This window comes from Neisseria sp. 23W00296 (genome assembly GCF_044772855.1).
In the GTDB taxonomy this organism is placed as follows: Bacteria; Pseudomonadota; Gammaproteobacteria; order Burkholderiales; family Neisseriaceae; genus Neisseria.
Map to the genome: position 1 here is coordinate 2,419,558 of NZ_CP173024.1, position 24,971 is coordinate 2,444,528.

Here is a 24,971-nt window from a genome sequence, read left to right on the forward strand (position 1 = left end):
CCCCGCGCAGGCCGTCTTTTTTGTGTAAACAGAGGCCGTCTGAAAACCTGCTTTCAGACGGCCTCTTAACCGATACAGGCGGGAAAACAACAAACTCACCACCGTTAGTAACATTGTTACGCTTTTTTATCGGAAAAGGTTGCAAAAGGTTTGGAATATGCATATAAGCTCGGCCAGCCCGTTTGCTGTATCCGTGAAACACAGGCGGGAACAAATCCGAAAATCTGCGAAATCCGGCCGGAAAACGTCATATCGTGCCAAACCTCCGCAAACGGGGCGCAACAAGAAAAAAGGCCGTCTGAAAACCCTTTGGGCATGAGCCGAAAGAAATTTTCAAACGGAGGTGGGCAGGAAAAGTGCAATGGCACGAAATTTGCAGCAAAGTTTGGTTGCGATGCAGCCGCTGCCGCCGTGGCAAAACACGGCAGGTATTGGCGGCAGAAAAGTTTTAACAAAAAGGAAGTCAAAATGAACAAGATCTATCGTACCGTTTACAACGAAACGACCAACACTTGGGTGGCTGTGCAAGAAACAGCCAAGGCGCATGGCAAGTCCGGGCGCAGCAGCATGGTTGCTGCTGTGGTGGACGGCATTTCTCTGAATAAGAAAGTATTGACGATTTCTGCTTCTGTTGCAGCTGCCTTTATGTCGCAGACCGCAATGGCAGATAATGCTCGCATTGAGAATGGATCTGCTCAATGGACTATTGCTATTAGCCCAAGTAATAGTACTGCGGGGAATGGTGGTGCTAAAGCTACAGGTAAGACATCTATAGCTGCTGGTTGGAATGCTAAGGCCGATGGAGAGAACTCAATTGCGTTGGGGTACGGCGCATCCACAGAAACCAACTCGGCAACTTATCCTCGGATAGCATCTCAGCCTGATAAAACGATGAATAACATCGCGATTGGTAAGACAGCAAGATCAGGTGGTTTGCAGACAATTGCGTTTGGTGCTGAGTCTGTAGCTTCCAAAACACAGTCCATTGCTTTTGGTTATGATGCCCAGGCAACAGGCGATCAGTCTGTGGCACTGGGTGCGAATACCCGTTCGACCGGAGATTCTTCGGTTGCAATTGGTGGCGATGATTTGGATTCGGTTGCTTCCACAACACAGCGGGTGACTTCTCCATCCGCGAATAATGATGCGTATAATGATACGGCACTGGCAAAAAAATATCGGGAGTTAACGGGTCAGAACTTAGTTAATTTCACGCCTAATAATCGCTATATCGGCACATCTACCGGCCAAGCAGGGGTTGCCGTGGGTGTTTCTGCCAAGGCGGCAGATTTGGCAACGGCAGTAGGTACGAAATCCCATGCCACGGGTGATTATTCGGCTGCGCTCGGCGTAGGGGCAAATGCTACATTGGCCAATGCTGTTGCCTTGGGTGCAGGTAGTACAACTGCAACAAACGCTACTGATGTGTCATCAGCCACAATTGGTGCAATCACCTACGGTGGTGGGACTAGCCCGTTTGCTGGTAGCGGCAAAGTGGTTCCCGGTGACCAAGTTTCAGTTGGTGCGGCCGGTTTCGAACGCCAAATCAAACACGTTGCGCCAGGTGCTATTACTGCAGCTAGTACTGATGCCATTAACGGTAGTCAGTTGTTTCATGTAGCTAAAGGTTTGCAAGAGCAAATTACAGCTGCTGGCGGTAATGGCATTCACTTCTATCATGTAAATGGCGCAAATACTGACAATAACTACAATAATGATGGAGCAACAGGTAATAAAGCTTTGGCAGCGGGTATTAATGCTAAAGCGGCTGGCGCTAGCTCTGTTGCGGTTGGTAGCGCTGAAGTCGCAGCAAAATCTGTTGTTGGCCAGTCAAATTCCGAGGGTGCGGTTGCAATTGGTGATTCTGCTTATGCAGCAGGTCGTCAAGCAGTTACTCTTGGCGCTAGCCGTGCGGAAGAGGAGCAGGCGGTAGCCATCGGTTCTAATGCACGTTCTAGTGGTAAAGCCTCTATGGCTATTGGTGCTGCTGCAGTGGCTTCTCAAGAAAATAATATCTCTATTGGTTCCAGTGCCAATACTGCAGGTAATAATAGTGTAGCCATTGGTGCAAATAGTTCTACCGTTGTAGCGGCAGCTGGTTCGGTTGCATTAGGTCATACTTCTCAGGCTACTCGTGCCGCTATCGATGCGACTAAAGTTCAGGCTAATGCAGCACCTACCGTGGCTAACAATCAGGTTTATGCACTTGCGTCAGCTTCCAATGCTGACCAAAACAATATTACGGCAACAGTAAAAGGTGAGTTGGGTGCAGTATCAGTAGGTACACAGAATGCTACTCGTCAAATCATTAATGTGGCTGCTGGTACAGAAGATTCTGATGCGGTGAACGTTGCTCAATTGAAAGCTGTAGCGAATCAGATTACTGCCTCTTCTTCGTCTTCAGCTACGCACTACTACAGTGTTAAAGGTAGTGGATCTACAGATGGTAACTACAATAATGATGGTGCCACTGGTGATAAAGCACTGGCAGCTGGCGTGAATGCCTCTGCTAAGACAGATAATTCGATTGCAATTGGTACTAATGCTTCTGTTGATGTAGGCACAGCTACTGCTGACTCAGGTACAGTTACTGGTGTTGGCTCAGTGGCTGTGGGTGCGGATAGTGCTGCCAAAGGCACTAATGCTGCTGCATTCGGACAAAAATCAGAAGCTTTTGGTCAAAATTCTTTAGCTGCTGGTCAAGATTCCCATGCAACTGGTAAATCTTCTGTTGCTTTAGGGGATGGTGCCAGAGGCAGCCAAGATTCCGCAACAGCTGTGGGTGTATATACCAAGGCGACTGGCGCTGGCGCTACGGCAATTGGTAGCAGTGCTGAAGCCGAGACTTGGGGTGCAACGGCATTGGGTTTAGGTGCTAAAGCAATAACCAATAGCAGTACAACAGCAATTGGCCATGCAGCCAAAGCAACTGGTTCTTCTGCTACAGCTGTTGGTGCAGCGGCAGCGGCAGAAGGTAATAATTCGGTTGCTGTGGGTAATGATAGTAAGGCAGCTGGAGCCAGTTCTTTTGCTGCAGGGCATGGCGCTGAGGCTGGTGCTGTGAATAGTGTATCTATTGGTCTTAATGCAGGTAAGGGTGCGAGCAATAATATTCGCACTATTGCGATTGGCGATTCTGCAGCAATCAATAGCAATGGTAACAACAATGTTGCAGTAGGCACCCAAGCCATGAATGGCTATGTAGGTAATGCCAGTATTGGTATTGGTGAACAAGCTGGTTTGGAATCGAAGGGTCAGCATAATACCGTGATTGGTTGGACTGCTGCACGCCACTTGGATGGCGATGACAATATTGCCATTGGCACCCGTGCGAATGATGCTACTGCTGCAACTCCTCGGACAGTTGCTAAGACTGTAGCTTTAGGTTCGGACACCAAAGCAACCGTAAATGGTGCTGTTGCTGTGGGTAATAAGTCCGTTGCTTCTACCGCTGCTGGTGTGGAAGGAGCTGATCCGCTGAATGCAGTTACAGCTAAAAATAATGCTACTTGGACTTCTACTGAAGCAGCAGTATCTGTAGGCGATGTTGCAAATAATATTACTCGTCAGATTACGGGGGTAGCTGCAGGTAAGGAAGATACTGATGTAGTAAACGTTGCTCAGTTGAAAGCTGTGGCGAGTCAAATTACTACGCAAGCCGTATCCACTACTCCGTTGACCGTAGCCAACGATGGCAAAGTTACTCCGCCGGCCGCAGCCGACGCAGGCAAACTGGCCACAGCGGGCGACATTGCCAACGCCATCAACAACAGCGGCTTCCAAGCCACTGCCGGCGGCAGACTGGCTAGCGGTACTACGGCTACTGCCACTACCGTTAAACCCGGTCAAAAAGTTACCTTTGCTGCCGGTAACGGTTTGACTGTTAAACAGGATGTGGACGCTACCAACGGTGACCAGACTTACACTTACGCATTGGATGCCCAAACCGTAGTGCAGAATGCCCAAACTCCGGTGGTATACACCGATGCCAACGGCAACAAAGTGTACAAACACACGGATGGCAACTTCTACGATGCACCTAACGGCGCAGGTAACCAAGTAGCCACCGGCGACGTGATTGCCAGCATGCAGAATGCAGCAGGCAATACCACTGCACCGACCACATTGGCTAACGTGAAGGGCAATCTTGCCGATACGAGCAATGCCACCGGCAATCCGAACGGTAACGATCGTGCTACCTTGGCAGCAGGTAACAAAGGCAACAACGCCGCCACCGTCAACGACGTACTCAACGCAGGCTTCACCGTCCAAGGCAACGGCGTAGCGAAAGACTTCGTAACCCACGGCGACACCGTCAACTTCGCCAACGGCCAAGGCACAGTCGCCAAAGTCGAAAGCAAAGACGGCGTAACCAAAGTCAGCTTCGACACCCCGATGCAGTACGTCGACAACAGCGGCAAAGCCAGCACCGACCCGACCAACACCGTCAGCCTCGTCGGCAAAGACAGCGGCAAACCCGTACAGCTCAAAAACGTCGCCAAAGGCGTAGCCGACACCGACGCAGTGAACGTCAGCCAGCTCAAAGGCGCGGCATCGGCACTGGGCGGCGGCTCGTCCATCGACAAAGACGGCAACTTCACCGCACCGAGCTACACCCTTGTGGACGGCAAACCGTCTGACGGCAAAACCAAAGCCTACAACAACGTAGGCGACGCCCTGAGTGCCCTGAACACAGCGGCCACCAGCCCGCTGACCTTTGCGGGAGACAGCGGCACGAACGTCGAACGCAAACTGGGCAGCACCGTGAACGTCAAAGGCGGAGTAACCGACGCTTCCAAACTGAGCGACAACAACATCGGCGTAGTAGCCAACGGCACAGACGGGTTGAACGTCAAACTGGCCAAAGAGCTCAAAGGCCTGACCAGTGCCGAATTTGCCAACGCGGCGGGCGACGTAACCGCCATTGGCGGCAACGGCGTTACCATCACGCCGAAAGCTGCGGGCAAGAAACCGGTGAGCCTGACTTCAAACGGCCTCAACAACGGCGGCAACACCGTTACCGGCGTAGGTTCCGCACTGAACCTCTACCCTGCGACCGCGCCCAAAACAGCCGGACTGCTCGACCTCTCCAACCTGAGTGCCGACCAGAAAGCCAGCGCGGCCACCGCAGGCGATCTGGCCAACATGGGCTGGGTAGTCAGCTCCGACAAAACCACCGGCAACGAAAGCCAGGCATTCAGCGGCCAGGTTAAAAACGCAGGCGAAGTCGAATTTGTCGGCACCGGTGCGGCCAAAGTAACGGCCAAAACCGAAAACGGCAAACACACCGTAACCGTAGGCGTAGACAGCGCCAGCATTGCCGACAGCATTGCCCAGCCCGTCGTCTACACCAAAACCGACGGCAGCAAAGCCTACAAACGCGGCAACAAATTCTACGACGCGCAAACCGGCGGCAACGAAATCAAACCCGCCGACGTCATCGCCTCCATGAACAACGCCGCCGGCAGCACCACCGCCCCGATGACCCTCGCCAACGTCAAAGACAACCTCAAAGACGCAGCCAACGGCAAAGCGGTCAGCACACCGACAGACGGTGCCCGTTCCGACCTGACCAAAGACGGCAAAGGCAACAACGCCGCCACCGTCAACGACGTACTCAACGCAGGCTTCACCGTCCAAGGCAACGGCGTAGCGAAAGACTTCGTAACCCACGGCGACACCGTCAACTTCGCCAACGGCCAAGGCACAGTCGCCAAAGTCGAAAGCAAAGACGGCGTAACCAAAGTCAGCTTCGACACCCCGATGCAGTACGTCGACAACAGCGGCAAAGCCAGCACCGACCCGACCAACACCGTCAGCCTCGTCGGCAAAGACAGCGGCAAACCCGTACAGCTCAAAAACGTCGCCAAAGGCGTAGCCGACACCGACGCAGTGAACGTCAGCCAGCTCAAAGGCGCGGCATCGGCACTGGGCGGCGGCTCGTCCATCGACAAAGACGGCAACTTCACCGCACCGAGCTACACCCTTGTGGACGGCAAACCGTCTGACGGCAAAACCAAAGCCTACAACAACGTAGGCGACGCCCTGAGTGCCCTGAACACAGCGGCCACCAGCCCGCTGACCTTTGCGGGAGACAGCGGCACGAACGTCGAACGCAAACTGGGCAGCACCGTGAACGTCAAAGGCGGAGTAACCGACGCTTCCAAACTGAGCGACAACAACATCGGCGTAGTAGCCAACGGCACAGACGGGTTGAACGTCAAACTGGCCAAAGAGCTCAAAGGCCTGACCAGTGCCGAATTTGCCAACGCGGCGGGCGACGTAACCGCCATTGGCGGCAACGGCGTTACCATCACGCCGAAAGCTGCGGGCAAGAAACCGGTGAGCCTGACTTCAAACGGCCTCAACAACGGCGGCAACACCGTTACCGGCGTAGGTTCCGCACTGAACCTCTACCCTGCGACCGCGCCCAAAACAGCCGGACTGCTCGACCTCTCCAACCTGAGTGCCGACCAGAAAGCCAGCGCGGCCACCGCAGGCGATCTGGCCAACATGGGCTGGGTAGTCAGCTCCGACAAAACCACCGGCAACGAAAGCCAGGCATTCAGCGGCCAGGTTAAAAACGCAGGCGAAGTCGAATTTGTCGGCACCGGTGCGGCCAAAGTAACGGCCAAAACCGAAAACGGCAAACACACCGTAACCGTAGGCGTAGACAGCGCCAGCATTGCCGACAGCATTGCCCAGCCCGTCGTCTACACCAAAACCGACGGCAGCAAAGCCTACAAACGCGGCAACAAATTCTACGACGCGCAAACCGGCGGCAACGAAATCAAACCCGCCGACGTCATCGCCTCCATGAACAACGCCGCCGGCAGCACCACCGCCCCGATGACCCTCGCCAACGTCAAAGACAACCTCAAAGACGCAGCCAACGGCAAAGCGGTCAGCACACCGACAGACGGTGCCCGTTCCGACCTGACCAAAGACGGCAAAGGCAACAACGCCGCCACCGTCAACGACGTACTCAACGCAGGCTTCACCGTCCAAGGCAACGGCGTAGCGAAAGACTTCGTAACCCACGGCGACACCGTCAACTTCGCCAACGGCCAAGGCACAGTCGCCAAAGTCGAAAGCAAAGACGGCGTAACCAAAGTCAGCTTCGACACCCCGATGCAGTACGTCGACAACAGCGGCAAAGCCAGCACCGACCCGACCAACACCGTCAGCCTCGTCGGCAAAGACAGCGGCAAACCCGTACAGCTCAAAAACGTCGCCAAAGGCGTAGCCGACACCGACGCAGTGAACGTCAGCCAGCTCAAAGGCGCGGCATCGGCACTGGGCGGCGGCTCGTCCATCGACAAAGACGGCAACTTCACCGCACCGAGCTACACCCTTGTGGACGGCAAACCGTCTGACGGCAAAACCAAAGCCTACAACAACGTAGGCGACGCCCTGAGTGCCCTGAACACAGCGGCCACCAGCCCGCTGACCTTTGCGGGAGACAGCGGCACGAACGTCGAACGCAAACTGGGCAGCACCGTGAACGTCAAAGGCGGAGTAACCGACGCTTCCAAACTGAGCGACAACAACATCGGCGTAGTAGCCAACGGCACAGACGGGTTGAACGTCAAACTGGCCAAAGAGCTCAAAGGCCTGACCAGTGCCGAATTTGCCAACGCGGCGGGCGACGTAACCGCCATTGGCGGCAACGGCGTTACCATCACGCCGAAAGCTGCGGGCAAGAAACCGGTGAGCCTGACTTCAAACGGCCTCAACAACGGCGGCAACAGAATCACCAATGTTGCGCCGGGCACAGCCGATACCGATGCAGTCAACGTTTCCCAGTTGAACCAGGCGGCAGCGAAAGCGGCCAACAAAGTTGAAGCGGGCAGCAACATTGTCGTTACCCCGACTCAGAACAAAGACGGCAGCACCACTTACAAAGTGGCCACCGCCAACGATCTGAAAGCCAATAGCTTCACTGCGGGCGGCGTATCGCTTTCTGCCAAAGGCATCAACGCCGGCAACAAAGCCATCACCAACGTTGCCGCCGGTGTGAACAACACCGATGCAGCCAACGTCGGCCAGGTGAAAGCGGCGAAAACCGAAGTCAAAGCCGGCACCAATATTGCCAGCGTTGTGGAAACCAAAGGCAGCAACGGCCAAAGCATTTACACCGTGAATGCCGACGGCGCGAGCGTTTCGGCCGGCTCTACCGCCCTCACCGTTACCAAAGGCAAGAAAAACGCCAACAACGTAACCGACTACGCCGTGGATCTGTCGGCCAAAACCAAAGCCGACATCGCCAAAGGTGCGGTCGCGAAAGACGCGCTGGACACCAAAGGCCTGACCTTCACCGGCGACACCGGCACAACCGGCGTGAAAAAACTGGGCAGCCAGGTAGCCGTAACCGGCGACAGCAACATCACCACCAAAGCCGACGCTTCGGGTGTGAATGTCGCCCTCAAACGCGATCTGAACGTGGACAGCGTTACCGCCGGCAACACCACCGTGAACAACGGCGGCGTTACCATCAAATCGCCGACCACCGGTAATCCGAACAACACCGTGAACCTGACCGCAAACGGTCTGAGCAATGGCGGCAAGCAGATTACCAATGTTGCCAGCGGTTTGAACGGCAGAACCGTCGCCCAGATCAAAGCCGAAGGCAGCAAGGCGGCCGAATGGAACAATGCGGCGACCGTTGGCGACCTGACCCAGGTTGAAAACAACGTAACCAATATTTCCAACAATTACAGCAAAACCCTCGGCGGCGACAACAACCAGTATGTCGACAACACCGGCAAGCTGACCCCCGCCGGCAAAGTTGCCCTGAAAACCTACAACGTTTCCGGACAAAAAGAGTACGTCAACAACTCGGTTATTTCCGCCATCAAAAACATGAACGAACAAGGCATCAAGTTCTTCCATGTGAATGACGGACAGACGCAGATTGACCAGGCCACCAACACCGAGGATTCCAGCGCGGCCGGCAAATACGCCGTTGCTATCGGCTACCAGGCCAAAGGCAACGGTGTGGATGCCGTAGCGATGGGCAGCCAGTCTGTGGCTTCCGGCCAGAACGGCATCGCCATCGGCAAAGGCGCGCAGGCGACCGGCGCGAATTCCATCTCCATCGGTACGGGCAACAAAGTATCGGGAGCGAATTCCGGCGCATTCGGCGACCCGAGCATCATCAACGGAGCCAACAGCTACAGCGTCGGTAACAACAACACCGTCGCCACAGACAACACCTTTGTCTTGGGCAACAACGTTACCGCCACCAAAGCCAACTCCGCGTTCTTGGGCAACAATTCGGGCAGTTTCTCGCAAACCGGCGCAACCACCGACGCAACCACCGGCGTACACAAAGCCGTATCCGGCAGCAGCAACTACACCTACCTGGGTGCGAACGACGCCAATGTTGCGGGCGTGAGCGACACAGTCGGCATCGTCAGCGTCGGCAACGCAAGCGAAACCCGCCAGATTCAGGGCGTGGCCGCAGGCGTGATTTCCGCCACCAGCACCGACGCCATCAACGGCAGCCAGCTCTATTACACCAACCAGGCCATCAACCAAAACATCAACAACCAAGTGGTCAACATGGGCAACCAGTTGAACCAGAAAATTGACGATGTGGCGGCCGACTCCAAAGCCGGAACAGCTGCGGCGATGGCGGTGGCCGGCCTGCCCCAGGCTTATCTGCCCGGCAAGAGCATGATGGCCGTCGGCGGCAGCGTGTATCGCGGCGAAAGCGGTTACGCCATCGGCTATTCCAGCATTTCCGACGGCGGAAACTGGATCATCAAAGGCACCGTAACCGGCAACTCGCGCGGCCATGTCGGCGGCACCGCTGCCGTAGGCTACCAGTGGTAATGTCGTAAACGTTTTCAGACGGCCTCTTTTATAATAGAGGCCGTCTGAAAACCAAACTTAAAGGATTTGAAACATGAAAAACACACAATTTCTGAAAACGGGCGCGGCACTGGCCGCCGCCTGCCTCCTGGCCGCCTGCGCCACCAAAAGCAAAATCACCGCCGAGGGCACGACCGACAACCCCGTGTTCCCCAAACCCTATTCCCTCACCTTCAACAAAGACCGGGGCACTTTCCCCACCTATGACGAGCTGGACAAAATGCGCCCCGGCCTGACCAAAGACGACATCTACAAAATCCTCGGCCGCCCGCACTACGACGAAGGCATGTACGGCGTGCGCGAATGGGATTACCTGTTCCACTTCTACACTCCGGGCGTGCCGGCCGATCCCGACAACACTTCCGGCGTGGACGGCATCACCACCTGCCAGTACAAAGTGATTTTCGACAAACACAAATTCGCCCGCAGCTTCCACTGGAATCCCGTATTCCCGCAAGGCGCGGTCTGCCCGCCGCCGCAGCCCGAGCCGCCCAAAGCCGAGCCGCAGGTCATCATCCGCGAAGTAGTGGCCGCTCCGGCCAAGAAAATCCGCCAATAAACGGGTTGTATGCTGAAAACCTTATGGTTTGTGATGCTGCTGGGAGGAAGCGTTGCCGCTTCCGCTTCTGGCAGCATTGATGCTTTCAAGCAGAGCCGCAAAGTCGTGGTCGATACCGCCAAAGCCGAATTGTGCTTTGCCGACAACGGCCAATGCCATCCCGTTCTGGTCGGCAAAACCACGCCGAAAGGCGTGTTCGACATGAAAATCTACAAAACCGACAAGCGCGGCTACGGCGGCGACATCATCGGTTTCAAGCAGGAAAAGGATTTTCTGTTCGCCCTGCACCGCGTTTGGACGCTCAAACCGTCCGAACGCCGCTTGGAGCGCATCCAATCGCCTGTGGCTGCCGACCGCATCATGACCAACGGCTGCATCAACGTCAGCGACGAGGTATACGAAAAACTGAAACAGTATTTCGTGCTGGAAGTCATCTGACAGATTCCGAATAACGGGGCGCAAGCCCCGTTTTCTTTTGCTCCAAATCATCAAACCACAGGATAAACGCCGCAGAACGCCTCCGAACGGTTTAAGCGCATGGCGTGAAAAGCTATAATCACGCCCTGCCGCCGCCTGTTCTGCCTGCCCCGTTTCCCGCGCCTGTACGGCAATAGGCCGTCTGAAAGCGCAGCTTCGGCAGAACCGATTTCCCGATTCAAAAACGGATACGGCAAACCCAAGCGCTTCGGCAGCGCAACACACGGGCGCAACGCCCGATTGTCCAAACCATTTTTACGGAAGGAAAATCCATGTCGCAAACGCAACAACCCGCCGTTCCCTCTTGGGAATGGATGATGCGCCGCCCCGTGCGCATCCTCGGTCTCGGCTTCGGCACCGGCCTGGCCGGCAAAGCCCCCGGCACCTTCGGCACGCTGCCCGCCGTTTTCGTCTCCGGCCTGCTCTTGGGAATGGGCATGAGCCGCACCGCCCTGCTGGTTTTGGCGCTGATTCTGTTTGCTGTCGGCGTGCGCATCTGCGATACCGTCAGCCGCGAATTGGGGCAGACCGACCACCGCGCCATCGTTTGGGACGAATTTGCCGCCATGATGCTGGTGCTTGCCTGCGTGCCGCAGGGCTTCGGCTGGTGGCTGCTGGCCTTTATTCTGTTCCGCGTTTTCGACATCGCCAAACCGCAGCCCGTCAAATGGGCCGACAGCCGCGTCAAAGGCGGCTTGGGCGTGATGCTCGACGACACCGTCGCCGCCGTCTGCACCATCGTGCTGATACAGATTCTGCATTGGCTGTTTGCCTGACTCAAAAATAAGAAGAGGCTGTCTGAAAAAAGTTTCAGACGGCCTCTTCTTATTTCCGCAGCCTTTGTGCCGGTTTGGCGGAGTAGGGCGTTCAGACGGCCTTTTGCCAAACTGCTCTTTCAGACGGCCTTATCGGTGCAGAAAAACGAATACAGCAGCTCGATGGTGGCGGCGACGCGCGGGTCGGCAATCGAATAGAGCCGCTCGCGGTGTTTGGTTTCGCAGGCCACCAGCCCGGCTTCGCGCAGCAGGGCGAGTTGGGCGGACATGGCGGCCTGCGGCAGGCCGACGGCTTCGGCCAACTCGGTGACGTTGCGCGGGGCATCGTGCAGGCTGCACAACACGGCCAGACGGTTGGGGTTGGCCAGCAGTTTTAAAAAGGCGGCGGCTTCTTCGTAGGGGGGATTTTCTGTGTTCATGTTTGGCGCGGTTTGTGTGTTTTTATAGTGAGCCAAAATAAAAAATCTACGGCGTTGCTGCGCCTCGACGTACTATCTGTACTGTCTTCGGCTTGCTGCCTTGTATCTTTTTTATTTTGACTCACTATAAAATCAAAATGTTTTCAGACGGCCTTTGCGCTTGGCTGAAAGGCCGTCTGAACGGGTTGGCAAACAGATTGTACCAGCTTTGCTTCAAAGCCGATTCCACGGCATCCGCGCCAGGATTTTGGCCATGCCGCAAAACCCGGTCAGCCCCGCCGTGAGCAGCCCCGCACCGACAAAGGCAGAGAGCCAATACAGCGTGGGCAAGAGAAACGCGCCGCCGATGACGCCGAGCAACACCAGCGAGCCTGCGCCGATTTGTACCTGCCGCATGATGTCGGGCGGCGCGCTGCGGTCGGCCACGGTTTGCAGGCCGGCTTTTTTCCATGCCTGCAAACCGCCGTCCAGAATATAGGCCATGCGCCCGTTTGCCGCTGCGGCCAGCGTTGCCGCCGCCTGCGCGGTACGCATGCCCGACAGGCAGTAAAACACCAGCGTATCGGCGTTTGCGGCGGCATCGGGTTTTGCGGCCAATTCGGCTGAAGGAATGCAGACGGCCTCGGCGATGTGTTCGCGCCGGTATTCGGCCGCGCTGCGGATATCGACAAACAAGACTTTGCCGCCCAGTTTGCCCGCTTCGTTTGCGCCGATACGCGGCAGATTCGCCGTGCTCATTTTTTATCCGCCGGACAAGTGTTGATGCCGAGCAGGCTGTATAAAAGGCAGTTCGACATCAGCCCCGTGGCCAGCGGCACGATGCCTATCCAGCCCCACCGGCCGATTGTGCCTGTGGCGGCGGCGGCGATTAAGGCCAAACCCAATGCGATGCGGATAATGCGGTCAAGCGTGCCGACGTTTTTTTTCATGGTTTCATCTCCTGAGTTGCAGATATAAAAAATTTTATATATTAAGCGAATCATAGTTGAGCGCAATCCGCGCTGTCAAGGCCGCCGAATGCGGTTGATATACGCTATAATCCGTTCATTTCTAAAAAGGATTATCTATGGAAGCCGTCGTTTACTTGGAAGACAAAGAATACATCGCCCTGTGCGACCTGTTGAAACTCGCCGGATTGGCCGAAAGCGGCGGGCAGGCGAAAATGCTGATTGCGGCGGGAAACGTGTTGCGTAACGGCGAAGTGGAAACACGCAAAACGGCGAAAATACACGGCGGCGAAGTGATTGAGTTTGACGGCGCAAGATTGGAGATTGCCAATGGCTGCGACCCCGAAGCCTGATATGAGGCCGTCTGAAAATCTGCTGCCCGAACCCGTGCGCCCCGAAGACTGGGAATGCTGCGGCAGCGAATGCGGCGATGCCTGCACTTTTGAAATCTACCGCCGCGAAAAAGCGGCCTACGACGCACAGAAAAAACAGTTGGAAAATCAAAATAATGAGGCCGTCTGAAAGTACATTATGATAGATTTGCACTGCCATTCCACCGTTTCAGACGGCCGCTTAAGCCCCGCCGAAGTCGTGCGCCTCGCGTATCAAAACGGCTGCACCCTGCTCGCGCTCACCGACCACGACCACACCGGCGGCCTCGCCGAAGCCCGCGCCGAAGCCGCCGCGCTCGGTTTGCGCTTTGTCAGCGGCGTGGAAATCTCGGTAACGTGGCACGGCAACACCGTCCACATCGTCGGCCTTGATTTTGACGAGAACAACACCGCGCTGCAAAACCTGCTTGCCGCCGTGCGCCAAGGCCGTCTGAAACGCCTCGAAGCCATCGCCGCCAAGCTGGAGAAAAAAGGCATCGTCGGCGCATACGAAGGCGCGCTCGCGCTGGCCGCCAACCCCGAAATGGTCAGCCGCACCCACATCGCCGACTTCCTTATCCAACAAGGCCATGTCCGCAACAAACAGCAGGCGTTCACCAAATATCTGGGCGAGGGAAAATCCTGCGCCGTGCCGCACCAATGGGCAGAGCTGGCCGACTGCGTGGCCGCCGTCAACGGCGCGGGCGGCCTCGCCGTGGTTGCCCACCCCATGCGCTACGGCTTTTCCGCCACCGCCAAACGCCGCCTGTTTGAAGAATTCAAAGCCTTGGGCGGCGCGGGTATCGAAGTGCACAGCGGCAGCTGCAGCAAAAACGACAGCCTCAACTACGCCCTGCTCGCCGAACGCTACGGCCTGCTCGCCAGCGCAGGCAGCGATTTCCACCGCTTGGGCGACTTCTCCGGCGGCATCCTCGGCGCGTGTCCCGAGTTGCCGAAAGGCTGCCGGCCGGTATGGGAACACTTTAAGGCCGTCTGAAAACGCGTTCCCGCTCCGTTGCCGCGCCGTGTTCAGGCCGTCTGAAAGCAAGGATTTCACGAAGTTAAAACCGTACGGGCGCGTTTCAGACGGCCTCAATGTCCCAGCGAAGGAAGCGCCGGAAACGGATGCCGTTATATTGAGCTCGTGTGACGAATCCGCGCAGGCAAAGTCCGCTCCCGCCTGCACGCAAACGGCGTTTACAAGCCTCCGTAACTTTTCCCGCACCGGAACAAAAAGGTCGTCTGAAACGCGTTTTCTGTGCCAACTTCATTGGAGATCCGCTTTCAGACGGCCTTTGGCGCGCGGCTGCGCCTGTCCTCCTCCTGCGCTATAATCCGCCCCCTCACAGTCTGCGAAAAAACCAAGAAAAGAGGCCGCGATGTTCACCCCCAACCCCGACGAAATCGTTATCTACGGCACAACCTGCAAAGGCAAAGTCTTCCGTCCGAGCGATTGGGCGGAACGCCTGTGCGGCATCCTGTCGTCGTTCGACAAGGGCAACCGCCTGTCCTACCACGAATGGGTGCGGCCGCTTCTGGTCGGCAAAGTGCGCAGCGTCGCCGTGGGTACGAGGTTGGAAACCATCAATCCGCCGATGTTCCGCTTCCTGATGGACTTTGCCGCCGACAACGATTTGCAGGTGCTCGATGCAGACGGCCTCGCCGCCCTGACGCGCGAACAGCCGCCCGCCGCAGCGCCCGTGTCGGAACAAAGCGCCCCCGCGCCGCAGCCCGCCCCCGTAACAGAGGCGGAACACAGCCTGATCGTGCGCGAAATTGCAGCGGGCGACACCAAGCTGGCCTTCCCCGCGTTAAGCGTATTGCGCCCCGAGCTGACCGATGCCAACCGCTTCGCCGAGCAGGTGGACAACGGCCAGCGCCCCGAAGGCTACCGCTTGTTCGGCGTGTTTGAAGCGGGCAAAAACAACGCCGTCGCCGTATGCGGCCTGCGCACCGCCACCAGCCTCTCGGCGGGCAGGCATATTCTGATTGATGATTTGGTTACCGTGCCGCAGATGCGCGGGCGCGGCTGCTGCCGCCTGCTGCTGCAAGCCGTGGCCGCGTTCGCGCGGGCCGAAAACATTGCACAAATCCACGCCGCTGCCGATGCGGGTCTCGAACGCGCCGAAGCGCACCGCCTCTATTTCCGCCACGGCTTTGCCATCGGCGCCTACCGCTTCGTCTGCCAAACCGATTCCTTCCGCCCTTGAGCCGCCGCAGTTTGAAGGCCGTCTGAAACCCCGCTTTCAGACGGCCTTTGCCGTTTCGCGCTATAATCGCCGCCTCATTATTTATTGATTGATAAACGGCAAAACCGCTATGGCAGTAATCATCCACACCCCCGAAGAAATCGAAAAAATGCGCGAACTCGGCCGCCTGGCCGCCGAAGCGCTCGACTACATCGGCCAATTCGTCAAACCCGGCGTCACCACCAACGAAATCGACAAACTCATCTACGACTACCACGTCAACGTACAGGGCGGCTATCCCGCGCCGCTGAACTACGGCAACCCGCCGTATCCCAAATCCTGCTGCACATCCGTCAACAACGTTATCTGCCACGGCATCCCCAACGACAAACCGCTGAAAAACGGCGACATCGTCAATATCGACGTCACCATCAAAAAAGACGGCTTCCACGGCGATTCCAGCCGCATGTACGCCGTCGGCACGATTTCCCCCGTCGCCCGCCGACTGATCGACGTGACGCACGAAGCCATGATGGCGGGCATCGCCGAAGTCAAACCCGGTGCCACGCTCGGCGACGTCGGCCATGCCTGCCAGCAGGTGGCCGAAAACGCGGGCTATTCCGTGGTGCAGGAATTCTGCGGCCACGGCATCGGCCGCGAATTCCACTGCGAACCGCAGGTGCTGCACTACGGCCGCAAAGGACATGGGCTGGTGTTGAAACCCGGCATGATTTTCACCGTCGAACCGATGATCAACCAAGGCAAACGCCATCTGAAAATCCTGGCCGACGGCTGGACAGTGGTCACCAAAGACCGCTCGCTCTCCGCCCAGTGGGAACACGAGGTGCTGGTGACCGAAACAGGATACGAAATCCTCACCGTCAGCCCCGCAAGCGGCAAGCCGTAAGCCGCAGAGAAAACAAAACGTTAAGCAGTGTAAAAAAACAGAGCGCCGTGGTGGTATAGTCACACGGCGTTATTGTTTTTAAATTATACTGATTTGCGCCGTTTGTTCTAAAAAATAACCTTTTATTTTCGGCTCGGTTACTTTATACTACACACAAGATTCGGTTTGGTTCGGATAAGGTTTGTTTGTAATGATTAATTTCGGTATGGATAAGTATCGGAATTAAATGTTTTGGTTGGCATAGTCAGATAGATTTTAAATTTTGATTAAGTTGTTGAAAACAGGGTTTAAATCCGAATATCCCGTCTCTATAATTCCCACACGTGAAAATGGGTAGGAAACCGTCCCTCAGAGTCGGATTTCCGCACCGCATTAAGAAAAAAGTCTGTTATTTGTTAAGGAAGTTAAGAATGTCTACATTTCCCCAACTGTCAAACATCCGTGACATACGGAAAAAGCTCGGCCTGAATCAAAGCGAATTCTGGAGCAAAATCGGTGTTACCCAATCCGGCGGTTCCCGCTACGAATCCGGCCGTAATATGCCCAAGCCCGTGCGCGAGCTGCTGCGCCTGGTACACATCGAGCGCGTCGATTTGGAAAAAGTAAACGGTCGCGACTACCATCTGCTCAAACTGCTTAAAGAACAGGAAGCCGAAACCTACCACCGCCTGCTCAAACAACTCGAAAAAACAGAAAATCCCTGAAACAGCGATGTATCCACTTCCCAAACCCATATCCCCAAGCGCCGCGCCGCTTGGGGATTGCTTTTTTCAGACGGCCTTTGCGCTATAATCCGCTGTTTTCAAATCAATACAGAAACCTCCCCATGCTCGACAAATACTCCCCCTCTGACATCGAAAGCAAACACTACCAAAACTGGGAAAGCAAAGGCTATTTCGCCCCCGATATGGATTTGGCGAAACCCTCGTTTGCCATCCAGCTTCCGCCGCCCAACGTAACCGGCACGCTGCACATGGGACACGCGTTCAACCAGACGATTATGGACGGCCTCACGCGCTATTACCGCATGAAAGGCTGCAACACCGCCTGGATTCCGGGCACCGACCACGCGGGCATCGCCACGCAAATCGTGGTTGAGCGCCAGCTTGCCGCGCAAAACGTGTCCCGTCATGACTTGGGGCGCGAAAAATTCTTGGAAAAAGTGTGGGAATGGAAAGAAGTTTCCGGCGGCACGATTACCCAACAAATGCGCCGCGTGGGCTGCTCTGCCGACTGGACGCGCGAGTATTTCACGATGGACGACGTGCGCGCCGAAACCGTGACCGAAGTGTTCGTACGCCTGTATGAACAGGGCTTGATTTATCGCGGCAAACGCTTGGTAAACTGGGATCCGGTTTTGGGTACGGCGGTATCGGATTTGGAAGTGGAAAGCGTGGAAGAACAAGGCTCTATGTGGCACATCCGCTATCCGCTGGCGGACAATCCCGCCGAAGCCGTTATCGTGGCGACCACCCGTCCCGAAACGCTGCTGGGCGACGTTGCCGTTGCCGTCAATCCTGAAGACGAACGTTATACCCATTTGATTGGCAAGGAATTAATTCTGCCGCTGACCGGCCGCACCATCCCCGTGATTGCCGACGAATACGTCGAAAAAGACTTCGGTACCGGCTGCGTAAAAATCACGCCTGCGCACGACTTCAACGACTACGAAGTCGGCAAACGCCACGACACGCGCCTGATTAACGTGTTCGATTTGGAAGCCAAAGTGCTGGCAAACGCCGAAGTGTTCAACTTCAAAGGCGAAGCGCAACAAGGCTTTGCCCTGCCTGAAAAATATGCAGGCTTGGACCGATTTGCCGCGCGTAAACAAATGGTCGCCGATTTGCAGGAACAAGGCTTGCTGGTCGAAATCAAAGCGCACACGCTGATGACGCCGAAAGGCGACCGCACAGGTTCGGTGATTGAACCGATGCTGACCAGCCAATGGTTTGTCTCTATGAAGGGTAAACCAAACCAATTGGATAAGGTTAGCATGGATCGTATTAACCAAATGCATGAAAATGGTAGTGGTCAAATAACTTTCCGCAGTCAGCCACTATTTCCTGAGCCTGACAGCGAATTCAAAGGCTTGAGTCTCGCCGAAAAAGCCAAAAAAGCCGTCGACAGCGGCGCGGTACGCTTTATCCCTGAAAACTGGGTCAACACCTACAACCAATGGATGAACAACATCCAAGACTGGTGTATCTCGCGCCAACTGTGGTGGGGGCATCAAATCCCTGCGTGGTACGACAACGAAGGCAATGTTTACGTTGCCCGCAATCAGGAAGAAGCCGAAAAACAAGCCGGCAAAACAGGCTTGACCCGCGAAGAAGACGTATTGGACACATGGTTCTCCTCCGCGCTCGTGCCGTTTTCCACGCTCGGCTGGCCGTCTGAAACCGACGAACTCAAAGCCTTCCTGCCGTCCAACGTTTTGGTCACCGGCTACGAAATCATCTTCTTCTGGGTGGCGCGCATGATTATGATGACCACCCACTTCACCGGCAAAGTACCGTTTAAAGACGTGTACATCCACGGCATCGTGCGCGACCACGAAGGCAAAAAAATGTCCAAATCCGAAGGCAACGTCATCGACCCCGTCGATTTGATTGACGGCATCGACTTGGACAAGCTGCTGGTGAAACGCACCACCGGCCTGCGCAAACCTGAAACCGCGCCGAAAGTGGAAGAAGCAACCAAAAAACTCTTCCCCGAAGGCATTCCAAGCATGGGCGCGGACGCATTACGCTTCACCATGGCGAGCTACGCCAGCCTCGGCCGCAGCGTCAACTTCGACTTCAAACGTGCCGAAGGCTACCGCAACTTCTGCAACAAAATCTGGAACGCCACCAATTTTGTGCTGATGAACACCGAAAACCAAGACTGCGGCCAAGACGAAACCCAGCCGCTGGCCTACACCTTCGCCGACCAATGGATTATCGGCCGCCTGCAACAAACCGAAGCCGCCGCTGCCGAAGCATTTGAAACCTACCGCTTCGACTTGGCCGCGCAAACGCTGTACGAATTCGTGTGGAACGACTATTGCGACTGGTATATCGAATTGGCCAAAGTGCAAATCCAAACCGGCTGCCCCACCACCCAGCGCACCACGCGCCGCACCCTCGTGCGCGTACTCGAAGCCATCCTGCGCCTCTTGCACCCCATCATGCCCTTTATCACCGAAGAGCTGTGGCAAACCGTCGCCCCGCTGGCAAACGCCAAACACAGCGACAGCATCATGCTCGCCGCCTACCCCGTTGCCGACCAAGAAAAAATCGTCCCCGCCGCCTTCGACAAAATGGGCAGCCTGAAAGAGCTGGTGGAAGAAGTGCGCAAACTGCGCGGCGAAATGGGCATCGCCCCCAATGTCAAAGCCCCGCTGTTTGTCGAAGGCGGCAGCGAACTGGCCGACCTGCTCAAATACCTGCCCGCCCTCGCCCGCCTCACCGAAGCCAAGCTGGTGGACAAACTGCCCGAAGCCGAAGACGCCCCCGTCGCCGTGTGCAACGGCGCACGCCTGATGCTCAAAGTAGAAATCGACAAAGCCGCCGAAACCGCCCGTTTGAGCAAAGAAGCCGAAAAGCTGCAAAAAGCCTTGGACAAACTCAACGCCAAACTCGCCAAACCCGGCTACACCGACAAAGCCCCCGCGCATCTGGTGGAGAAGGATAAGGCGGATTTGGCGGAGCTGACGGATAAGATGGCGAAGGTTGAAGGGCAGTTGGCGAAGTTGAAAGGGTAGTATTGTTGGGTTGTGAGAAAGGCAGCCTGAAAATGATGGAGTGGTTTTCAGGCTGCTTTATCACATCAAAAATATTTGATCCAATGGGGTTGAAATAATTTCAATTACCATTATTTTGAATTTTGCCATTATTGGCTAACTTAACTTTCTTATTCATGAGGATTTAATATTATGATTACCGAGACAAATCCAGAAATTTTTGCAAAAAATTTTCTTGAAGAAAAAGGTTCTGGGCGTTATACATTAGATGATTTAGTAGACGCTTATTATGAGGGAATAAACACCTCAACAGCAGAGAAAGAAGCAGCTAAAGCTGGATTCAGAAAAGTTATAAAAGATGGAGTTATACGTGCAGATGACAAAGGTTATCTACATCTTCAATAACAAATTTTCAGCAAGCGTAGGTTGGGTCAAGACCCAACAAAACCATTAAACCATCTGTTTTGCGTTGGGTTTACAACCCAAGCTACCCAAAGTTCGTCTGAACCCCACCTTTCAGACGGTCTCTCCATTTTCAGGCTGCCTTCCCCAAGGCAGCCTGAAACCTTTCCCCTATACCAAGCCCCCATCGCACTCAAACGCCTTTACAATACCGCCAAACATTGAGCACCAACCAAGCAGCCTGAAAACCTTTTCAGGCTGCCGCAAACGGAATTCCTATGGACAACCTAATCATCTACAACACCGACGACGGCCAAAGCCATGTTTCCCTGCTGGTGTCCGACGGCGAAGCCTGGCTGACGCAAAACCAGCTCGCCGAACTTTTTGCCACCTCGGTGCAAAATATATCTGAACACATCAATAATATATTGTCAGACAATGAGTTAGATGGAAATTCAGTTATCAAGTATTTCCTGATAACTGCCCAAGACGGCAAGCAGTATCAGGTCAAGCATTACGCGCTGGATATGATTCTGGCAGTCGGTTTCCGCGTCCGCAGCCCGCGCGGGGTGCAGTTCCGCCGTTGGGCGAATACGCAGCTTCGCACCTATTTGGACAAAGGTTTTTTGCTGGACAAAGAACGGCTGAAAAATCCGCAGGGGCGTTTGGACTATTTTGACGAACTGCTGGCGGAAATCCGCGAAATCCGTGCCAGCGAAGCACGGTTTTATCAGAAAGTGCGCGATTTGTTCGCCCTATCCAGCGACTACGACAAAACCGATAAGGCGGCGCAGATGTTTTTTGCCGAAACGCAAAACAAGCTGATTTTCGCCGTTACCCGCCAAACGGCGGCCGAACTGGTCTGCACCCGCGCCGATGCCGCGCTGCCGAATATGGGCTTGACCTCATGGAAAGGGAGGATAGTGCGTAAAGGCGATATTGTGGTGGCGAAAAACTATCTGTCTGCCGACGAGTTGGACACGCTCAACCGTTTGGTGATGATTTTCTTGGAAAGCGCGGAACTGCGCGTGAAAAACCGCCAAGACCTGGCGCTGGATTTCTGGCGCGGCAATGTGGATAGTCTGATTGGTTTCAACGGTTTCCCCGTATTGCAAGACAAAGGCGGCCGCACGCACCGCCAAATGGAGCTGTTCGCCCAAGAACAATACGCGCTGTTTAACCAGGCACGCAAAGCTGCCAAACTGGCCGCCGACGAAACCGAAGACTTGCGCGAACTGGAAAACTGGCAGGCGGAATTGGAAAAACGCTAAACAACGGTTGGCAACGGTTGGCGCAAGCCGAACTCGGTTGTTGGAAAATATTGGTTCTGACAACCCAAGCAGCCTGAAAACAAAAAAAGCCGTCTGAAACCCTTTTCAGACGGCCTTTTAAAATCCCAACCATACTTTCAGGCTGCTTTTAGCCTGAGGCAAAACCTACCGCACCCGCGACCGATGTTCGCTTTCTTTGTAATCGCGGATAACGTGGTTGGTGTCGGTAATGAAATAGCGGTAGCGGGTGAAATTGGTTACGCCGCGCTCGTAATAATTGGTTTGGCTGCCGTCGCTGTGGTAGCCCGTGCCGAGATAATGGGTCGATTCGCTGTTTTGGCTGACATCCGTCCAAGTGTAAATGTAGCCTTCCTGCCCTTTGAGTTTGCCTTCCTGGATAATTCCGTGCTGGATATCGTCGGCCTTACCGAGTTCCGCATACGCCGAAACAATGTGCTTGCCTTTGAAACGCGCGCCGGCCACGCCCCTGCGCGCCGCGTTGATTGCGCCGTGCGGCGAGATGTCGGCACTCATAATTTTGTCCACCGTTTCGCAACCGGCAAGCGTCAGCACGGCGGCGGACAACAGCAAAACGGATTTCAAAGCGGATTTTGGTGAAAACATAATTTCCCTTAGCAAAAATAAAATAAACGGACACTCAAGCCGCGCATTATAAGGCTGCGGAGGCGAAAGCGATATGAACCTTGTATAATCGCGTGCTGCACGGCGATACCTGTTTTGACCATTATTATCTGAAAGGAGTTGTATCTTGTTGAACAAAAAACATCTGTTGGCGGCCGGCGCGCTCAGCCTGCTGTTGTCCGGCTGCCAAGGCTCGCTTGCTTACGAACTTCTTCAAGCCGCCAAAGGCAGCAGCGGCCCCACTGCGGAGCAAGTGCAAAATATGATGCCCATTGTGGAAGACATGGAAAAACTGCCTTCCGCCGCCGAATTGTCCACGCGCCAAATGCGACCGCGCAAATGGGGCGCATACGCCGCTTCTCCCGAGATAAAAATGGTATGGGTAACCGATAAAGCCTTCGACACCCCCGAAGCCGCTTCGGCAGATGCAGTAAAACAATGCCTTCAAAATGGCGGTAAAAACTGCCAAACCTATATTATTTACAGCAATTTGTGTTTTGCCATGTCGCAAGGCTATAAAAACAAGCCCATTAACGACATGGGCTACGGCCCCACCGGCGAGTTTGCCAAAAAAGTAGCGGTTGCTTCCTGCAAACACCACGGCGGCACAAACTGCATACCCGTCCCCGGTGCGCCAGCTTCATGCGCCACACCATGCAATCTGATGACCGATCCGACCTGCCGCTACGAAGACCCCGCATATATCTTCCCCAATAAAAACGGCGGCAGAATGCAGAAAATGCCTTCGTTTATCCGCTAGCACGGGCGACTAAGGAAAGCCGTATCGTTATGAGTGCCGTTTTGGGCGGGTAGCCCGATGTGCTTACAGTTTGAACAGAAAGGCCGTCTGAAACCTGTTTTCAGACGGCCTTTAACTTTGTCGGAGTTGCGCTTTCAGACGGCCTTGTCCGCCAGCAGCGGCACACCGCTCAAAGCCGACATCCGGCGGACATAGTCGGCCGTTTTCGGCGGCATCTGCAAGCCGCGCACGATGGTGAGGTTGCGCAGAATCGGAAAAACGATGATGTCTTCCATGCCCAAAACGCCGCCCAGCGCTTCGGGCGAAACCACAAGCGCTTCCAGCTCGGCCAAATCGCCGGCAAGCTGCGCCAAAAGCCCTTCGGTTTTTTCGAGGTTGGCGGCAAAGCTGCCGATCAGCTTTTCCTTGCGCTCGGTGAAATAATCGATTGCCGACTGCGTGGCAAACTCGGGCAAACCCGCCAGCACGTCGCGCGGCTGGATAAGCTTTTTGGAGTATTGGGTGACCCTGTCGAACCAAGCTTGGATTTCGGGGCGGATGTCTTCTTTCAGACGGCCTTTTCCTGCCGTTTCATCGATGTGGCGCACGATATCGAGGCTTTCGCCCATAAACGAACCGTCGTCTTTTTCCAGAATCGGCAGCTGCTTCGCGCCTATCATCGCAATGGGCGCGGCTTCGTCGTCGTTTAACAAAACGGCCTCTTCAACCGGCAGGCCGCGCAAGCCGAAAATCATGCGCGCGCGGACGCAGAACGGGCAGTGGTCGTAAATATAAAGCTTCATCGCATCTCCTTTTTGTCTGACAGATTGATCGGATAAACCGGCCGCAAACCCCGCAAAGGGTGCGGCAGAATCATACCGACAAATCCGGATAAATGCCAAAGTGTTGTTTCGAATGACGAATTAACCATTTTTTACAAAAATAAATGTCTAAAATTTAATCAATTCTTGATGGTTGTTTTTTATAGAATATTTTTCGCCAAACCGACAATCGGTAGATTTTCAGGATAAATGGTAAGGTACCGCACAGGCAGTTTGCCTGCCTGTGCGGTTTACTTAATTAAAACGCAGGCATATACTGCGCACAACTTTACCGCCGCACACACAAGCGCGGTAATCGTCGCCGGGCGGTCCGGTATAAAAACCACATCACATTATCGAAACAAACGGAATATGCCGGCTTCGCCGATAGAGCTGCCGGTTCCTCTTACTAACTTGTTATCTTTGGAGTTTATTATGAATTACAATAAAGCGGTATCGGAAATGTTGAATGTTGACGGCGCACTGGCTGCCGCCGTTGTGGATTTCGAAAGCGGCATGATGCTGGCCGGCGGCGGTTCGCCCTCAATCGACTTGGAAATCGCTGCTGCGGGTAACACCGAAGTGGTGAGCGCCAAAATGAAAACCATGAAAATGCTCGGCATCAACGACGTAATCGAAGACATCCTGATCACCTTGGGCAAACAGTACCACCTGATCCGCCCGCTGAAAAAACACGAAGGCCTGTTCCTGTACTCCGTACTGGATCACTCCAAATCCAACTTGGCTTTGGCCCGCCGTTCGCTGATCGAAGTAGAACGCAACCTGAGCTAATCGCAATCCGCCAGAAAAAGCGGCCGGTTTTTCCGGCCGCTTTTGTTATGCCTGCCGTTTGT

Annotated in this window: 21 protein-coding genes and 1 pseudogene; 16 read left to right on the top strand and 6 right to left on the bottom strand. The window is 55.0% G+C overall.

The annotated features are described in order from the left end of the window. Positions 1-116 precede the first annotated feature (116 nt). Complete coding sequence (locus tag ACG2K1_RS12175; RefSeq protein ID WP_402839191.1) at positions 117-476, bottom strand: hypothetical protein; 360 nt, start codon at positions 474-476, stop codon at positions 117-119. On the opposite strand from ACG2K1_RS12175, the pseudogene ACG2K1_RS12180 reads away from it, so the two are divergent. From ACG2K1_RS12180 to ACG2K1_RS12200, 5 genes and pseudogenes are all read left to right on the top strand, one after another. Further along, a pseudogene (locus ACG2K1_RS12180) lies at positions 469-3,675 on the top strand (ESPR-type extended signal peptide-containing protein); the annotation flags it as partial. The gene ACG2K1_RS12175 and the pseudogene ACG2K1_RS12180 overlap by 8 nt on opposite strands. Next, positions 3,676-9,837, top strand: a complete 6,162-nt coding sequence (locus tag ACG2K1_RS12185) for a YadA-like family protein (RefSeq protein ID WP_402839186.1) — start codon at positions 3,676-3,678, stop codon at positions 9,835-9,837. Positions 9,838-9,910: 73 nt separating this feature from the next. Continuing rightward, on the top strand, positions 9,911-10,435 hold the full coding sequence (locus ACG2K1_RS12190; RefSeq protein ID WP_009426477.1) for an outer membrane protein assembly factor BamE: 525 nt from the start codon (positions 9,911-9,913) through the stop codon (positions 10,433-10,435). A 33-nt stretch (positions 10,436-10,468) separates the two neighbouring features. Then, the gene (locus ACG2K1_RS12195) at positions 10,469-10,873 is read left to right on the top strand and encodes a murein L,D-transpeptidase (RefSeq protein WP_369799226.1); all 405 of its coding nucleotides are present in this window, start codon (positions 10,469-10,471) and stop codon (positions 10,871-10,873) included. A gap of 311 nt (positions 10,874-11,184) precedes the next feature. After that, entirely contained in the window at positions 11,185-11,688 is a 504-nt protein-coding gene (locus tag ACG2K1_RS12200; protein ID WP_009426474.1) for a phosphatidylglycerophosphatase A, read from the top strand. Between the two features lie 119 nt (positions 11,689-11,807). Here ACG2K1_RS12200 and ACG2K1_RS12205 read toward each other — a convergent pair whose 3' ends face one another. From ACG2K1_RS12205 to ACG2K1_RS12215, 3 genes are all read right to left on the bottom strand, one after another. Continuing rightward, positions 11,808-12,107 (bottom strand): helix-turn-helix transcriptional regulator, encoded by a 300-nt coding sequence (locus ACG2K1_RS12205; protein WP_009426473.1) that lies wholly within the window; start codon positions 12,105-12,107, stop codon positions 11,808-11,810. Positions 12,108-12,320: 213 nt separating this feature from the next. Then, on the bottom strand, positions 12,321-12,845 hold the full coding sequence (locus ACG2K1_RS12210; RefSeq protein ID WP_395429394.1) for a rhodanese-like domain-containing protein: 525 nt from the start codon (positions 12,843-12,845) through the stop codon (positions 12,321-12,323). Then, a complete protein-coding gene (locus tag ACG2K1_RS12215; protein WP_395429395.1) occupies positions 12,842-13,036 on the bottom strand; it encodes a DUF2892 domain-containing protein in 195 nt (64 codons plus the stop codon). The genes ACG2K1_RS12210 and ACG2K1_RS12215 overlap by 4 nt, the downstream gene beginning before the upstream one ends. 137 nt (positions 13,037-13,173) lie before the next feature. On the opposite strand from ACG2K1_RS12215, the gene ACG2K1_RS12220 reads away from it, so the two are divergent. The 9 genes from ACG2K1_RS12220 (at position 13,174) to ACG2K1_RS12260 (ending at position 21,915) form a co-directional block, all read left to right on the top strand. After that, positions 13,174-13,407 (top strand): RNA-binding S4 domain-containing protein, encoded by a 234-nt coding sequence (locus ACG2K1_RS12220; RefSeq protein ID WP_009426469.1) that lies wholly within the window; start codon positions 13,174-13,176, stop codon positions 13,405-13,407. Beyond that, positions 13,385-13,576, top strand: coding sequence for an oxidoreductase-like domain-containing protein (locus ACG2K1_RS12225; protein ID WP_009426468.1), 192 nt, complete (start codon positions 13,385-13,387; stop codon positions 13,574-13,576). Before ACG2K1_RS12220 ends, ACG2K1_RS12225 begins: the two co-directional genes overlap by 23 nt. Before the next feature lie 9 nt (positions 13,577-13,585). Beyond that, positions 13,586-14,422, top strand: a complete 837-nt coding sequence (locus ACG2K1_RS12230; protein ID WP_009426467.1) for a PHP domain-containing protein — start codon at positions 13,586-13,588, stop codon at positions 14,420-14,422. 382 nt (positions 14,423-14,804) lie between these two features. Continuing rightward, the gene (locus ACG2K1_RS12235) at positions 14,805-15,635 is read left to right on the top strand and encodes a GNAT family N-acetyltransferase (protein ID WP_009426465.1); all 831 of its coding nucleotides are present in this window, start codon (positions 14,805-14,807) and stop codon (positions 15,633-15,635) included. 109 nt (positions 15,636-15,744) lie between these two features. Next, positions 15,745-16,521: a type I methionyl aminopeptidase gene (map, locus tag ACG2K1_RS12240; protein ID WP_009426464.1), complete on the top strand. Its 777-nt coding sequence runs from the start codon at positions 15,745-15,747 to the stop codon at positions 16,519-16,521. 410 nt (positions 16,522-16,931) lie between these two features. Beyond that, positions 16,932-17,225 (top strand): DNA-binding transcriptional regulator, encoded by a 294-nt coding sequence (locus ACG2K1_RS12245; protein WP_009426463.1) that lies wholly within the window; start codon positions 16,932-16,934, stop codon positions 17,223-17,225. Positions 17,226-17,347: 122 nt separating this feature from the next. After that, entirely contained in the window at positions 17,348-20,263 is a 2,916-nt protein-coding gene (locus ACG2K1_RS12250; RefSeq protein ID WP_395429396.1) for a valine--tRNA ligase, read from the top strand. 171 nt (positions 20,264-20,434) lie between these two features. Then, on the top strand, positions 20,435-20,647 hold the full coding sequence (locus ACG2K1_RS12255; protein ID WP_395429397.1) for a hypothetical protein: 213 nt from the start codon (positions 20,435-20,437) through the stop codon (positions 20,645-20,647). A 275-nt stretch (positions 20,648-20,922) separates the two neighbouring features. Continuing rightward, on the top strand, positions 20,923-21,915 hold the full coding sequence (locus ACG2K1_RS12260; protein WP_395429398.1) for a virulence RhuM family protein: 993 nt from the start codon (positions 20,923-20,925) through the stop codon (positions 21,913-21,915). 165 nt (positions 21,916-22,080) lie between these two features. Here the strand turns inward: ACG2K1_RS12260 and ACG2K1_RS12265 are convergent, their stop codons facing one another. Beyond that, entirely contained in the window at positions 22,081-22,539 is a 459-nt protein-coding gene (locus ACG2K1_RS12265; RefSeq protein WP_395429399.1) for a hypothetical protein, read from the bottom strand. 145 nt (positions 22,540-22,684) lie between these two features. Here ACG2K1_RS12265 and ACG2K1_RS12270 point away from each other — a divergent pair, with 145 nt between their 5' ends. Beyond that, positions 22,685-23,317, top strand: a complete 633-nt coding sequence (locus tag ACG2K1_RS12270) for a DUF4189 domain-containing protein (RefSeq protein WP_395429400.1) — start codon at positions 22,685-22,687, stop codon at positions 23,315-23,317. A gap of 134 nt (positions 23,318-23,451) precedes the next feature. Here ACG2K1_RS12270 and grxB read toward each other — a convergent pair whose 3' ends face one another. Continuing rightward, positions 23,452-24,099, bottom strand: a complete 648-nt coding sequence (gene grxB, locus ACG2K1_RS12275) for a glutaredoxin 2 (RefSeq protein WP_395429401.1) — start codon at positions 24,097-24,099, stop codon at positions 23,452-23,454. Between the two features lie 453 nt (positions 24,100-24,552). Here grxB and ACG2K1_RS12280 point away from each other — a divergent pair, with 453 nt between their 5' ends. After that, on the top strand, positions 24,553-24,909 hold the full coding sequence (locus ACG2K1_RS12280; protein WP_402838246.1) for a hypothetical protein: 357 nt from the start codon (positions 24,553-24,555) through the stop codon (positions 24,907-24,909). The last annotated feature ends 62 nt before the right edge of the window (positions 24,910-24,971 follow it).